The organism is Vulcanisaeta distributa DSM 14429 (assembly GCF_000148385.1).
GTDB classification, from domain to species: Archaea; Thermoproteota; Thermoprotei; order Thermoproteales; family Thermocladiaceae; genus Vulcanisaeta; species Vulcanisaeta distributa.
On sequence record NC_014537.1, the window covers coordinates 831,041 to 845,193 of the forward strand.

General features: G+C 45.6%; 15 protein-coding genes. 4 read left to right on the top strand and 11 right to left on the bottom strand.

All coding sequences use genetic code 11. The annotated features are described in order from the left end of the window. Positions 1–2 precede the first annotated feature (2 nt). Positions 3–782 (top strand): HepT-like ribonuclease domain-containing protein, encoded by a 780-nt coding sequence (locus tag VDIS_RS04255; RefSeq protein ID WP_245522566.1) that lies wholly within the window; start codon positions 3–5, stop codon positions 780–782. Positions 783–974: 192 nt separating this feature from the next. On the opposite strand, the gene VDIS_RS04260 is transcribed toward VDIS_RS04255, so the two are convergent. The 4 genes from VDIS_RS04260 to VDIS_RS04275 form a co-directional block, all read right to left on the bottom strand. Continuing rightward, on the bottom strand, positions 975–1,979 hold the full coding sequence (locus tag VDIS_RS04260) for an ATP-binding protein (protein ID WP_013335978.1): 1,005 nt from the start codon (positions 1,977–1,979) through the stop codon (positions 975–977). 202 nt (positions 1,980–2,181) lie between these two features. Continuing rightward, a complete protein-coding gene (locus VDIS_RS04265; RefSeq protein ID WP_013335979.1) occupies positions 2,182–3,288 on the bottom strand; it encodes a hypothetical protein in 1,107 nt (368 codons plus the stop codon). Further along, positions 3,285–3,836 carry a hypothetical protein gene (locus VDIS_RS04270; RefSeq protein WP_148678214.1) on the bottom strand — a complete coding sequence of 184 codons (552 nt, stop codon included), beginning with the start codon at positions 3,834–3,836 and terminating at the stop codon, positions 3,285–3,287. Before VDIS_RS04270 ends, VDIS_RS04265 begins: the two co-directional genes overlap by 4 nt. 186 nt (positions 3,837–4,022) lie before the next feature. Beyond that, positions 4,023–4,406, bottom strand: coding sequence for a hypothetical protein (locus VDIS_RS04275; RefSeq protein ID WP_013335981.1), 384 nt, complete (start codon positions 4,404–4,406; stop codon positions 4,023–4,025). Positions 4,407–4,563: 157 nt separating this feature from the next. Between VDIS_RS04275 and VDIS_RS04280 the strand changes: the two genes are divergently transcribed. After that, positions 4,564–4,746: a hypothetical protein gene (locus VDIS_RS04280; protein ID WP_013335982.1), complete on the top strand. Its 183-nt coding sequence runs from the start codon at positions 4,564–4,566 to the stop codon at positions 4,744–4,746. On the opposite strand, the gene VDIS_RS04285 is transcribed toward VDIS_RS04280, so the two are convergent. The 3 genes from VDIS_RS04285 to VDIS_RS04295 all read right to left on the bottom strand — a co-directional run bounded on the left by VDIS_RS04285 (position 4,723) and on the right by VDIS_RS04295 (position 7,127). Beyond that, complete coding sequence (locus VDIS_RS04285; RefSeq protein ID WP_013335983.1) at positions 4,723–5,274, bottom strand: PaREP1 family protein; 552 nt, start codon at positions 5,272–5,274, stop codon at positions 4,723–4,725. The two genes, VDIS_RS04280 and VDIS_RS04285, sit on opposite strands and share 24 nt — an antisense overlap. A gap of 91 nt (positions 5,275–5,365) precedes the next feature. Next, positions 5,366–5,881 (bottom strand): PaREP1 family protein, encoded by a 516-nt coding sequence (locus tag VDIS_RS04290; RefSeq protein WP_013335984.1) that lies wholly within the window; start codon positions 5,879–5,881, stop codon positions 5,366–5,368. A 187-nt stretch (positions 5,882–6,068) separates the two neighbouring features. Beyond that, positions 6,069–7,127: a glycosyltransferase gene (locus VDIS_RS04295; RefSeq protein WP_013335986.1), complete on the bottom strand. Its 1,059-nt coding sequence runs from the start codon at positions 7,125–7,127 to the stop codon at positions 6,069–6,071. 180 nt (positions 7,128–7,307) lie between these two features. Between VDIS_RS04295 and VDIS_RS04300 the strand changes: the two genes are divergently transcribed. Then, positions 7,308–7,781: a glycosyltransferase gene (locus VDIS_RS04300; RefSeq protein WP_148678215.1), complete on the top strand. Its 474-nt coding sequence runs from the start codon at positions 7,308–7,310 to the stop codon at positions 7,779–7,781. 230 nt (positions 7,782–8,011) lie between these two features. On the opposite strand, the gene VDIS_RS04305 is transcribed toward VDIS_RS04300, so the two are convergent. The 3 genes from VDIS_RS04305 to VDIS_RS04315 are packed head-to-tail and all read right to left on the bottom strand — an operon-like array spanning position 8,012 to position 11,374. Next, complete coding sequence (locus VDIS_RS04305; protein ID WP_013335987.1) at positions 8,012–9,223, bottom strand: glycosyltransferase; 1,212 nt, start codon at positions 9,221–9,223, stop codon at positions 8,012–8,014. After that, a complete protein-coding gene (locus VDIS_RS04310) occupies positions 9,216–10,412 on the bottom strand; it encodes a glycosyltransferase (protein WP_013335988.1) in 1,197 nt (398 codons plus the stop codon). Before VDIS_RS04310 ends, VDIS_RS04305 begins: the two co-directional genes overlap by 8 nt. 5 nt (positions 10,413–10,417) lie before the next feature. Beyond that, positions 10,418–11,374: a glycosyltransferase gene (locus VDIS_RS04315; protein WP_013335989.1), complete on the bottom strand. Its 957-nt coding sequence runs from the start codon at positions 11,372–11,374 to the stop codon at positions 10,418–10,420. A 46-nt stretch (positions 11,375–11,420) separates the two neighbouring features. On the opposite strand from VDIS_RS04315, the gene VDIS_RS04320 reads away from it, so the two are divergent. Further along, on the top strand, positions 11,421–12,668 hold the full coding sequence (locus VDIS_RS04320; RefSeq protein ID WP_013335990.1) for a glycosyltransferase family 4 protein: 1,248 nt from the start codon (positions 11,421–11,423) through the stop codon (positions 12,666–12,668). Positions 12,669–12,926: 258 nt separating this feature from the next. On the opposite strand, the gene VDIS_RS13015 is transcribed toward VDIS_RS04320, so the two are convergent. Beyond that, positions 12,927–14,129 carry a coiled-coil domain-containing protein gene (locus VDIS_RS13015; protein ID WP_013335991.1) on the bottom strand — a complete coding sequence of 401 codons (1,203 nt, stop codon included), beginning with the start codon at positions 14,127–14,129 and terminating at the stop codon, positions 12,927–12,929. Between the last annotated feature and the right edge of the window lie 24 nt (positions 14,130–14,153).

The following is a 14,153-nucleotide window of genomic DNA, read 5'->3' on the forward strand; positions in this document are numbered from 1 at the left end:
TCATGAGGCTGAGGAGAATCCTCGACCTAGTGAGTAGGTACTTCGATGAATTCAGGGCTGCGCGCAGGGGTGGTGGGAGTATCTACGCCATTGAGAGGCTAGCCCAGTTAACAATACAGGCCCTGCTGGATCTAGGCGCGATGCTAGCCGTCGAGCTCAAGGATGAAAAGCCCGAGACGTATAGAGGCATCGCTGATTACATATCCAATAAGCTGGGCCTGGGCGAGGACCTGAGGAGGTTCCTTAGGGGGCTCGCCGGTTTTAGGAATGTGCTGGTTCATGGGTATGCCGAGATCAACAGGGAACTTGAGGAGGAGGCCTTTAGGGATATGGAGGAGAGGCTACCCTTAGTAATCGAGGGGCTCAGGAACTTCATAAGCAGCATTGGAGACCCAGGGCAAGTTAACATTGAGGAGCTGAGGGTTAGGTTAAGGCCCGTCTTCGAGAAACACGGCGTGAGGTTCGCCCTACTCTTCGGTTCGAGGGCTAGGGCAGGGGTTGGTAGGGACTACGACTTCGCCATCTCCGCAGACCTCAGGAGCGCCATAGAGCTCGGCGAGTTGATAGTGGATATTGCCGAGGCCCTAGGCGTGAATGAAGACTTAATAGACGTGGTCCACCTGGAGAGCGCCGACGCAGGGATCCTATACTCCGTGATTAACGATGGTGTGGTGATCTACGGCGATGAGGAGGAGGCCATGAACTACCTATGGAGGAGGTACCTAGAACTCCTGGACATCAATGAGTACCTAAACCACCTGGAAAGGCACATGAGCCCCTAATCAAGTTAACCACCAGGGACTACGACTTAAGGGCTAATCCCTAAGTGGCAAGCGCGCCTCTTGGTAAGGTCGGGTAGGGGCTAGGGTGGTGGGTCATGTAGTTATTTGTGTTTTGGTTTGTGTTTAGAAATTTCTAAACGTGGCGGGCATAGCCATGCATACGTGGCATGCCGCTGGTTGTTGGTTTGGTGTTTACGTAGATTCCTCCAGTGCCCTTCTCACGGCTTCCCTGTGTATTGGTGTTTGCCATGCTACGTATTTTCCGATCCCGAGTTCTTCATCCTTTTCTGGTGGTGGTGTGTCCACCCAGTAGTCTGGTTTTCTCTTGGGTAGGAAGTATGTGATGAGGTTCCTCTCGATTAACTCATTGATTAATTCCCCGGGTGCGTTAAACCACAGGTAATCCGGATCACCAACGGCCTCCCTAAGGTGACCCGCCCACCTCCTAACGAAGTCCGGTGAAAGCCCCTTCTCCCTGATGAGGCTGTTTATGACCTCGTTCACGTCCCAATTCCTCATGTAAAGCCTCTCGAGTATTCTTGGGTTTCCACCCGTCAATTTCCAGACCTCCTCGAATGGCGGCTTATCGCCGGGCAACTGATCATACAACTGCCTGAACCCATCCCTAGGCATATTCCACATAACCCTTAGGTTAGCCCACGTGTGTCTTCCTATTTCCCTCCTCGACACGCCCTCGCTCGTGGCTGCTATCGTGACTATCCTCTCATAATGCTCGGGTGGGTATTCGATTAGGTTTAGCAAAGCCTTCACGTATAATGCGGACTCCTTAACGCCAATCACCTGGAAGGCGTCGTCAACGATGACCGCGATCTTACCCCTGGTCGCCTTAATCACGTCATAAACCACATTATAGGCTATCCAGGCAATCCTCGCTAGGGCATTCTGAGCAATGGCTTCCTTAATTAGTCTCAGGAACTCATCCTTAAGGCTGTTGATGCTTATCTCGGCGAGGGCAAGCCTATTGACGGGGTTAACATAAACAACCTCAAAACCAAACTCCCTAAGCAACTCAATGGACTGAAGCAACCAGGCGGTCTTACCACAACCCTCAGGCCCATAAATGACCCTCGGAAGCCCGGTGCCCCTCCCGACCCAATCCTCAATGAGTTTAAGGGCCAAATCCCTATCAACAAAATCAACCCGCAAACCCGCAAAACCAAGCCTAACCCTCCTCACTCAGACCCCTGCAATTTAATGTGGAAAGCCCTATAAATACTCCACCACGTCGCCAAAAGCCATTACCAATAAGAATCACCACGGCTAAGTCCGTGGTGCGGCCTTGCCGTGGCTGGGTTATGGCTTATTTTGTTTTTGGTTTGTGTTTAGAAATTTCTAAACGTGATGGAAACAAGAATCATAGGTCATGATCCTTCCTTGGTCATTGCATCTGCCCTATGTTTTCTATGAATTTGCTTGTTGCCTCTTTGATTAGGTCGTCCCACGTGAGCACCCTCTTGCCCATTAGTGCCTTTGTTATGTGGTCTATGCTTGCTGCCTCTTCGAAGGATTTGTTTAGTGCGTTCACTAATTCGTTGATTAGCCTGTTGAGGTTGTCTATTGGTGTTGAGGATGCCCTCGGTATTATGAACATGCCCAGCCTCTTGATTCTCCCTGACTTCGTCATTGCCGCCAGGTTTTTCATCACGTACTCACTGGATAATTGAATGCCCCTGGCCCTATCCATGAATCTCAACTCGGCGCGCCTGGACAGGAGGCCAAGTAAATGCTGCAATGCCCCACTCAGCACTGCCCTGATACCCGCATTACCGCCCAGCCTAATGACCTCCCTCCTAATACCCGGGTGCCTGTAAAGGTCGTTGGCCAACTGCCTGTATAATCTTGAGTAGTAAATGGGTAGTGAGTGCGTGATGTTTCTGAAGTCCTCACCATTACTAATCCTAACCCAGTCAACGAACCTCGCGAGAGGCCTCGTTACCGGGAAGCCCAGTGCCGTCCTTACGTTTACGCCATAGTTCATATACGCCATGAAGTTATCGACCAAGCCCCTTAGGAGTTCCTCAGGCTTATTCACAAGCCTTATCAATGACATGAAGCTCTCAATCCTATACCCATCAACGTAGCCGAACACCGAGAGCGTCACGTTAGGCCCACCATCGAAGCCCAGGGCCTCAGATAAATCACGGCTTGGATAGACCGTCAGGAAAACACTGACATCAGCATTGCTTAACTCACCACCGATGACAGCCCTAAAACCACGGGTGATCCTAACCGCCCCACCCTCGCGAACCTTATCGATTACGCCCTTAACATCGACATTATCGAGGCTCGTCGTTAATAAATTGATATTCACCTCCCCCACCTTATTACCTGGCTCGTGGTCCCACACATATGAGTCAACACGTTCAAACCTACCCAATCTACCGATGGCGTTAATCATCGCTATTCCGAGGTAGAGCGATACCCTGAACATGCCCATCCTAGTCAAGCCATACCTAGGGCTCAGTACCTTAATACCAATGGTCATACCATCACCACCCCAAGCACCGCATTATCGATCCTAACGGCATCATCCTTATCATCCCTCTTCACCGTAAACACCACGACTGACCCACTCAATCCCAATGTCTGGAACTCCCTGATAAACCTTATGCCGTGAAGCCTTAACCTCAACTTACGAATGAGCTTACTCCTGAAGTTATTATAGTCCTGCCCATGCAATACCACGATTAAATACTTAGGATTAATGTCCTTCTTAAGCACCCTACTTATCAACGATATACTACCGCGCAATTTATCCTCCAAATCCTCAACGGCAGAGGCACCGGTTGATATGCTCAATTTAAAATCGACCAAGACATCCCCACGCATGGTATCCAGGTAAACATCACAGTACCTCTCACCACGTACGTGACTTCCCACCGCCAAATCATCGAGACAATAAACACCCTTAACCCCAACACCCCTTATGAAATTCACAAACGTATTACTATTGGCAATGCTTAAATAATCACTGGAATGCTCAGGATCATGCCTCCCGCATTTAATCACCTCATTAATAATATCACTATTCACAATAAGTAGTACCATCAAGACTTTTAAAGTACTACGGAGATAGGCACGTGGGCTATATTGTTCATGGGCCACATTTAGAAATTTCTAAACGCAACCAAAAGAAAACCCACTACCTAACCCGGGCCGGGGTTTTACGATGGGTGGGTGTGGCCTGTGTTTTGATGATTGTTTTGGTTTTTAGTTCATTCATTGGCTTTGTATTATCCTGCTCATGTACTCTATCCATGGTGTTAACGCTGCCGTTGTTTCTGGGTATTTCTGTGTGGCCGTTGTTATTAGTTCGGCTGTTGCCTTCATTATCTCCTCCAGGGCGTTTATGACGTCCTCCCTGCCCAGTCTCTCCTCGGTTATTGCCTTGGTTATCTCCTCCATGTACTTCAACTCCCTATTAACGTCAATTGCGCCCCTAACCACTATCTTGTTAGTCCTAGTCCCATACTTATAATGCAGCGGACCCAGGTAGTGCTGCGTACCATCCATGTGAACAGCCACGTAGTATGTGTTCGACCTCTTACCAACCCTGTAAACACCCTTAATCGGCGCACCGCACCTGGGGCACCTGGCCTGCATACCGCCGCTTATTTTAACTAATGGGTTTATAAACCTTACTCATTAATTCAATTTTACATGAGTATAAATTATTAATAATCATTAATTAAATATATGGAAAGTTAATAGGAGTTAGTATAGATATCGTTGGATTAAGGATTACGGTAAATGCTCCATCATGGATTACGCCATGCACGATGGTGGAAATGCCTGGCTAGGTCCAGCTACCTTAATTACTATGGCTAAGGGTATTCACGGCAGGCGTAGAGTTAGTAAGGCCAGGTTCATACTGAACTATACAGCAGGTCTGGTGCTTATCGCTTCATTAACGTATTTCCTAAGATCCAAGTTCTCTCTTTAGTTCCGTCAATGCGTTCTCGAGCTCATCGGTCCATTTTACCCTCGCCTTTAACTCCTCAATGCGCCTAATCAACTCCCTCATGAGTAGTTTCACGTCTACCGCGGCCTCCTCCCTATTCCTGTACTTGCTCATTACCAAATCTGGGTCCGGCCCATTGTACTGATAATCATGTAGTTCTAGGGCCACCGTGGTCCATGGTAATACTCCGTGGTGGCCAACCTCCTCAAGCATTTGTGATAGTGCCTTCATCCTCGTGGTTGGTACCCTCGGCACAGCCTTATTTACTAGCCAATTCCTCTCCTCATCACTCCTTACAACCCTTAGGAGATTATTAAGTTCGAGCCTCAATAACGCAGCCAGTAAAGCCCTCCATGCCTGGAAAGCCTTACCAGCCGCATTCCTGACAAGACCCTTGCTCAGGAACTCAAGGGCAAGCCTAGCCTCGACCAAGGCCTCCAAAAGCCTAGCACCCACGTAATCCTCAGTGGTTGGCTTGGGCAAGGGCCTCTCAAGGACTTCCGCATCCACGACTTACTTACTGTATTTCCTCCCTTAAATACTTATTGAGGACCGCCTTCCCAACCTATAATGAACCTACGTTCACGCAATTAATTAAAGGTCAGGCTCGTCCCTCATTAATTACTACCTTCTGGGCCTCCTGAACCATCCTCTTTATGTCCGGCAATCTCCTCCTAACCAACTCACTGTCCAGCTTTGCCTCATGAAACCCCCAGACGTGTAGGTAATTCGCGGCATCCCAAGCCCCCTCAAACCACTTACCCAACCTATCGGCTATCGACGCCACAGCCCTAGCCAAGTCAATGACTATCCACCTACCCCTACCCTCAACCCTTGCCAACACATCCCTCAAGTCGTAATGCATTGCTAAGGCCTTAACAACCTCCTCAGCGGCCTTGTAGAGCTTCTCGCTGGCCTGCACGGGGTCCTTATCGATTAAATCCCTACCCTCGTTCAGGTACTTAACCGCCAACTCAAGCCTAGCCCTAACAGCCACCTCAGGGTCCAGGTTCAACACCTTAATCAACGTTGTTATTAACAACTCCTCAACATTGAGACCCCTCCTCACAGCCTCCTCATAAAGCGTCCTCGGCACATCAACAACCACAGTACTCATATGAAGCCAACCCAAACCACCAGACACAACCTATTAACCCTTACGCATGGCCTCAACCTAGCAACCAACGTGCTTAAGGCGAAGTCCCTAACGCCAAATCCACCCACAAATTCGTAAGGCTTACCTATCTCCTACTAATCAAAGATAAGCCTAAGACAACCATAACCATTCTCTTAATGCAATATGCTTAACTCGTTAGCACTAAATCGTCATGAGTCACAAATCTATTCCTTAGGAATGTTGACCTTATTGGGAAGAATACATGAGCCATCACTACATAGGTTGGTAACTTAATATGCGGCGCTTTGTTCAAGTCGAGGAATCCATATCTATTCCTGAACCTCATCCCTAATTCCCAGCCATCAGTAACGGCTTTATACATCGTGCAGTATTGTTTAAGGCCCACCTTACATAGTGTCCATGATAATGCCTTGATCCTAGCGTAATAAATGGATACTGTACTATAATGAATAGTCTTTATGAAGGCATATGCTATGAATTTAGCCCTAAGTGGGTAATACTTAATGAGACCTGTGCCTCTCGTCGTTAATGATGCGTAGTGTATACCGGCCTCGACAGGTACGTAATGGGTGGCATAACCAAAATTCCAAAGTCTTATGCCCAGCAGCGCATCATCTGCGTAAAGAAAGGTCTCATCAATAAAAGGTTTGCCATCAAAACCAAAACGTTTAACGGCATCCACCCTTACTAGATAATACGCGCCATCGGCATAGGTAACCTCATGAGGCCTATTTGCAGTGGGGCACCTTGTTAAATCAGCCTTACCGCATATATTTATTGCGGTAAGTATGTCATCAGTACTCCACCCCGCTGAGTATATTTTTCCGTTTGGGTATTTTATTAGTCCGCTTGTTGCTGCCACCTTCTCGTCTCCCTCCATGTACTCGATTAGCTTGGCCAGTGATTGTGGTGTGGCTATTAGGTCGTTGTTCACGAAGGCCACATACTTCGAGTCCGAATCCCTGGCTTCCCAACCAACATTCATACCACCAGCATAACCAAGATTCCTCTCATTGCGTACTATCTTAACCCTAACACCGCTTGGCTTATGCTCCTCAATGAACTTCTTAATACGCTCAAAGCTACCATCCGTGGAGGCATTATCAACAACAATCAACTCATAACCATCAAAATCAAGATCAAGAAAAGACCCAAGACTCCTCAACACCACATCAATAAACCCCATACTATTATAATTAAGCCAAACCACAGACGCCTTAACCATCATCCTAATTCCATGATTACCTTTATAAAGGATTTTCGTTTATAAATGGCGTGCCCATTGTCACCGCGGTAATCGTTACCTACGACCCAGGTATTGATAAGTCTCCGGTGTTCTTAACTCGGTAATTGATGAGGTTGATCACGTGGTTATTGTTAATAATTATCCACATAAAAAGACTTAATTAAGGACTTATGCCGTGTGTCTGGCAGGTGCTCATTCATTGAGGTTGGCTTTAACTCTGGCGTTGCCTATGCCTTGATGAGGGGTGTTCGTTATGCCGTGGTTAATTACAGCCCTGATTGGTTGTTGTTTCTTGATGATGATACTGTTGTGCTTGATGGTGCTGTGAGGAGGGCCTTGGGTTTTTATGAGGGTTTGCCCAGGCCCGTTAGGGATAGAGTTGGCTTAATTAAGCTTGGCTCGGAAAATGGCAATTGCAGGACTTATGAGATTCTTTATTTGGCATTCTCGGGAACCCTTATTAAAAGTGGCATAGCCCTGAAAACATGCTGTAGAACAAACTTCTTCCTAGACCAGGCTCACGACCTATACACAAAGGTAAGAGAACTAGGCCACCTAACACTAAAAATAAACTGCAAACTAATAGGGCATAAACTCGAGAAATTCCAATACCTGCATCATCAAGGATCCTGAGAAGAAAGGTGGTACTTTTATGAACCACCATGGAAATACTACTACATAGTCAGAAACTCAACAATACTACTGAGGGAGAGAAGATTAGATTTCTACTTCTATATGCGTCAATTATTTTGGGGCTTAAGGATAATATTTCGTGAGGGATTTAAGAAATTCCTAAAACCCCTGGGATTAGGCATCATGCACGTGATATTAAATCAAGAGGGATATGTAGGCAGTGAGTATCTTTAATTTAATTCGAGGTACTTCCTTATGTTGTGGGAGATGACGTTTATATTATATTTCGTCTCTATGTCCTTTCTCGCATTACCTCCTAAGTAATTCCTTAATTTTCTGTCATTTACTAGTTCTAGCATTGCCTGTGCCATGGCATTTACGTCACCTAAGTTCACCATATATGCATTATACATGTGCTTTAAGACGCCTAATACACCTGGTGTTTTCTCGGCTATTATTGCCCCCTCACTGGTCATGTATTGGAACATCGTGGTTCTCTCCGACAAGTACACTGGTAAGTACTTAGTGGCGGTTAATACCTTAATATCCATTGCACGCAGCAACGATAGCCTGAATGGATCGTTAAACCTCGTTTGGCTTATGTATACATAATTCCTAATGCCGTACTTCTTAATCATTGGTATTACCGACCTCGATGTCTGCATAACAAGAACCGCATCGCCCTTAACCCTATCCTCAATTAACTTGAATGCGCGTATTATCTTCTCAACGCCAATTCTCTCTTTGCCATTCACGATCCACATACCGCCACTATAGCCAATGAGCACCTTACCCTCAAGATCCCTATACCTCTCAAAGAATATGCTCGTCGATACCCTCATTGGATCGAATCGACCTAAGTCTATGCCGAAGGGCACGTACCTCACATTACTTATCCCGATTCTTCTAAGTAACGCCGTTATTGCCCTCGACCAAGCCCATACCTGCCATGCCCTCCTAAGCACATGGTAATCAAGGGCATTCAAACGCAACCCCTCAGCACTGCATGACCATAAATCCATCAAATCAATGACAACCCTTTTGCCAGTACTCATGGCCGCGAGTGCGCCCACGGTATTTAATATTATCACCGTTCTTTCACGTATTTTTCTAAAGAACGGCACATACAATGATTCTATTGACAAGGCTGTGAATTCATCGACCCTATCTATTCGTACACAATCATGAACCCGTGGCAGCATGTAGATTAGATTTTTTCCTGCATGTAGGGCGTTATTAACGTAATTCTCCATTACGTCCTCGGTATTGATATTCACGTCTGTGAATTCATCCTCACCTCGTAAATGCCCAATTATCGTTCTTAACCTATAAAGTTTAAGGGAGTCTCCCAATGCGCGTTTAATGAATAGCGGTCTAGGATATGTATTTATGTTGAGACCAGTTACGTATGCGATTGCTTCATTATTCATAATCCTAGTCATTCATTACCTCATCCAGTATCTTATTCAGTTTAACCTTTAATGCATTATTCCATGAGTATTTAGTCTCCAATTCATACCTCGCATTCATACCTAGTTTCTTCATTAAATTACCATCGTCAATTAAGAGCAATATGCCATTAGCCAAGTCCTTAACATTATTAAACTTGAACATATACGCAGTCTTCATGTGCCTTAATACTCCTAACGTTCCTGGCGTCTCCTCAGCCACTATGGCATTTCCGCTGGCCATGTAATGAAACATTGTTGACCTCTCGGCTAAATATACGCCGGGTGATTCTGAAGCCGTTAAAATGAGAATATTACTGGCTCTAAGTAATGATAGTCTTAACGGATCGTTAAATAACGTACCTGGTACTAATTCATAATGTCTTAGCCCATACCCCTTAAGTAGCGCCTTAACCCTCTGGTTTTGGCCCCAGGTCTGAATAACTAGGTAAATCTCGTCCTTATTGAATTTCTCTATTAATGAGAATGCTTGAATTAGTTTATCAATACCGTGATACCACTCACCACCGCCACTGTAGCCTATGATCACCTTCCCATTTAAATCTGGGTACCTCTCAAATAATAAGTTAGATGAGGATCTTAGGGGATCCATAAGGTCTAAGTCAATACCAAATGGTAGGTACTCCACGCACTGCCCTGGTAACGATCTACGTAATAACGCAGTTATTGCCTTTGACCACGCAATGACGCACCTAGCCCTTCTAAGTGTGTATAGGTCAATTGAGTTAAATATTACATAATTTCGTTCGCAATGCCATAGGTCCATTAAGTCAATTATCACCCTCTTCCCATTATTAATGGCGGCCAAGGCGCCTATCGTGTTTTTAATGATTACGTATCTCTCACGTAATTTCTTAAAGAATAGGATCCCATACATCATTTCCTTAGTTAATGATAATCCATCGAAGCTTCCATCCTGCCTATGGCATGGCTCAATTATTCTTAAAGGGTCTATTCCCTTTACGGCATTGATTAATCCGTGAGTAACACCCGCTTGCTTTGACCCACCATTTGTTTCACCGCTTATTGGTTCATTATAGAACAGTGAACGCCTTAGACTTAGTAAATATATGTTTAGCCCAGGTATTGCCTTCTTCATGAATAATGGCCTTGGAAATATCATGGGATTGAACCTGGTAATGTAGGCTATATGCCCATCCATTATAATCACCAGTTATTCAATATGTCGCATATGTTACCGAGCTTAACCATCGGGTATACGAGCCCAAGCATTGTGTAAAACACCAGGGCCTTAACCCACATTTCAATGCCTTTGCGTGGCCCATACCTAAATACCTGGTATACCAATGGCAAAAGCTCAATTGTTGATAATGGTGGTAGTAGGAAGAGTGAGACTATTGTGATTGAGTGCAGGGCTATGAATGCTCCACCCAAGCCCTTTTGCCTTGTTGACCCAGTATATGCGTATATCGCGGCCTTCTTGCGAATACCTCTCACATATTGCCTAAGTGATGTTGTTATGGGGACCTCGCTCCTAAACCTCTTATTAATGTCATAAACGATTTCGTTCTCTATTAAGTATGACCAATAGCCGTGGCACATAGCTCTTAATCCAAAATCCCTATCCTCAGCTTGCGTTAATCGATTATCGAATAACCCCACTTTCTTAAAGACCTCCTTCTTGAATAAATTCACGCCAAATACGGTGTATGGGACCTCCCTCATGATGGGTTCCCTAGGCCTTAGGTCCATCACCTTCGTTAATATCCCCTGTATTTCGTCGTCCGACCTTACATAAACGTCCCTACGAACCGTAGATACTATCGGTTTATTTGTATTTATCAGCATCGTTAATATGTATGGAGGCGCCACTATGTCGCTATCCCAATACACTATGCAATCACCTGACGCCTCCCTAATCACTATATTACGTGCCTCAGGTATATTTGATCCGGGCGCATCGATTATCCTCACCCCATTACCTAACGCATCCCTAACCAATTCCTTTGAATTATCCGTTGAGCCGCCATCCACGTATATAACCTCGGCGTTAATACCACTATTACGTATAACTTGGACGGCCTTTTTTAGTGACTGCATGCTATACTTGAGAATCCACGCGCTGTTTTTCCCCAAAACGCCTATTGTTATGTCATGGCACATTATGCATTTAAAATCAAGTCCCGCGAATTTAAATAGATTAAGGAATATGCATTCAGTAATTGCGCATCACTTCTGGGATAGGCCCGGTGGAGGGGAATTGGTGATGGCATCGATAGCCCATGCCATGGCCAGGTCTGGGTATCAACCTGTGCTCACGTCATTATCGGACTTCGAGCCGAGGAAGTACCTTGATTGGTTTGGTATTGATATCTCTAGTTATCCCCGCATCTCGATGGGCATTAAGTTGAGGTCCTTTGGATTGTACATGAGGTTGCTGGTTTGGTATCCCGTTAAGATTGCCTTAAGGCGTTATAGCCCAGGGATTATCTTTATTGACTCGCCAACTTATAAACCATTAATAAATGATTTAAGGAGAAAGAACATTAAATTATTCGAATATATTCATTTTCCACTTGACCTGTCCTTTAGACGGAAATACGCAAGTCTCGGCTATTACTATACTGAGGATCAGTATATGGCCGAGAGGTATACAAGATTTCCATTAAATGTGTATGCATGGCTATACTCAAAGTTATTTGATAAATTCGCCAGGGAAAACCCATTTCAGGTCTCCACAGCTGTTCTCACAAATTCTCATTGGACCGCGTCAATAATAAGGATGGCATTTAATGAGGACCCCATAGTCCTTAACCCGCCATTACCACCCAACTCGCCTATAACGAGTAATAACAAGTCCTTTAACGAGCGAAGACCCTACGTAGTCATGGTAGGTAGGTACGCCGAGGAGAAACGTTATCACTGGGTTTTAGAGAATATAGTACCTAAGTTAATTAAGGAAGTTCCCCAGGCTAGGGTAGTAATAATGGGTAGCGCTGGAACAAGCACATCTGAATCCTACTATAACTACTTAGTAAAGACAGCGTTAAGGAGCGGCTTAAGGGTTGGAACGAGTGCTTCGCATATTCTTAATGCGAATGTAATACTTATGAAGAATGTGCCGAGACGGGAAATGATTAATTTACTCGATGAATCAAGGGTCTTCCTTCATGCAACTATTAATGAACACTGGGGTATTGCCGTTGCGGAGGCTATGGCTAGGGGCTTGCCGGTGGTTGTTCATAAGAGTGGTGGTGCGTGGAGTGACCTAGCCCTTAATGGTGAGGTTGGGCTTGGCTATGAGGGCGTTGATGAGGCAGTCAATGCCCTGGCTAAGCTCATGACGGATTCAAGGGCATGGAGTAATTACTCCATGAAGAGCCTGGACAGGGTTAGGGACATAACCTTCGATAAGTTTATTGATAAGCTTGCTGAGTTGGTTAGGAAGATCCTTTAGCTTCCCTAGGTCTTAATGGCTATTTCACTTAAACCACTGAGGACCATTTACGAGGAGGTTTTGGAAAAGGAGTTATGTAGCCAGTAGTGAGCTCTGTTGATGAGATCGTTAAGGCATTGCCTGAGAAACGTGACTGGGTATCAAGAGGTGGTTAAGTTGGGTTGGTTAAGGATTACGAGGTTAAGTACGGCGTAAAGCCGGGTAAGAATTGACTTACTGCTCATTGAGTGATTCATGAACTTACTAGGTAGTTAGTGGCTAGGTGAGTTCCTCGAAGTCATCCTCGCCATGGTGCTTAACAACCTTAATGCCATTGGCCCTCGCAAGCTCTACGGCCTTGCCTGTGTCCCTAGCCTCATTGACATAGGCTACGACGGCAATAACCTCCCTACCAACCTTAGCGCTCCTTAACCTACTCACCTTATTCACAAAGTCCTCAACATCCCTAAGCCTAAGCGTTGCCTTAATCTCAACAGCCACCACCTCATTGTCAACCTCCGCATAACCATCAAACTCACCAACACCCTCAATCCTAGCCCTCCTAAGCCTATCAACATTAACACCAAACCTCTCCCTAACCCAACTAGGCAGGTAGTGCCTAACATCACGCTCAACCAAAGCCCCAACGGTCCTAGAAACACCAGAGAGCTCACGCCTAATACTCCTCGTCTCCTGCCATAGCCTACCCTGACCCTCCCTCAAAGCCTTCACCTCCTGCCATAGTTTTTCTATGTTTTCGTTTATTCTCCTTATCTCCTGCCATATCCTATTGTTCTCCTGCCATAGCCTCTCCTGGCCTTCGTGTAGGGCTCTGATTTCCTGCCAAATCCTCTCGATATTCTCATTAATCCTCCTATTCTCCTCCCATAGCTTATTGACGTCTACCCTCAATGCCTCATAACCCTCCCTGAGTGCCTTGACTTCCTGCCATAGTTTGTTTTGGTTCTCCCAAAGCTTCTCTTGATTCTCGCGGAGCGCCTTGATCTCCTGCCAGATCTTATTATTTTCCTGCCAAAGCCTTTCTTGGCCTTCACGTAGTGACTTGATCTCCTGCCATATCTTGTTGTTTTCTTCCCATAATTTGTTTACGTCGGTCCTGAGGGCCTCCTGACCTTCGGCAAGCCTCCTTATCTCTTGCCATATCTTGTTGTTCTCCTGCCAAAGTTTTTCCTGATTCTCACGGAGTGCCTTTATTTCCTGCCAAATCCTATTATTCTCCTCGAGGATCTTGTTCTGCACCTCCTTAAGCGCACTGACCTCCTGCCAAATCCTCCTAACCTCCTCCCAAAGCCTTTCCTGGCCCTCGGCGAGCCTCTGAACAGTCCTTGTTAAATCATTAACGGCGCTTATTAACTGCCTGAGTGAAGATTGAACGTCAACAATACCCAAGAACCCTATTACCGCCAACCTAAACTCCTCATCCTCCCTCAACAAACGCAAAAACTCATCACGAAGAGACATCCCTGTAAAATTTCGTGGAATGGG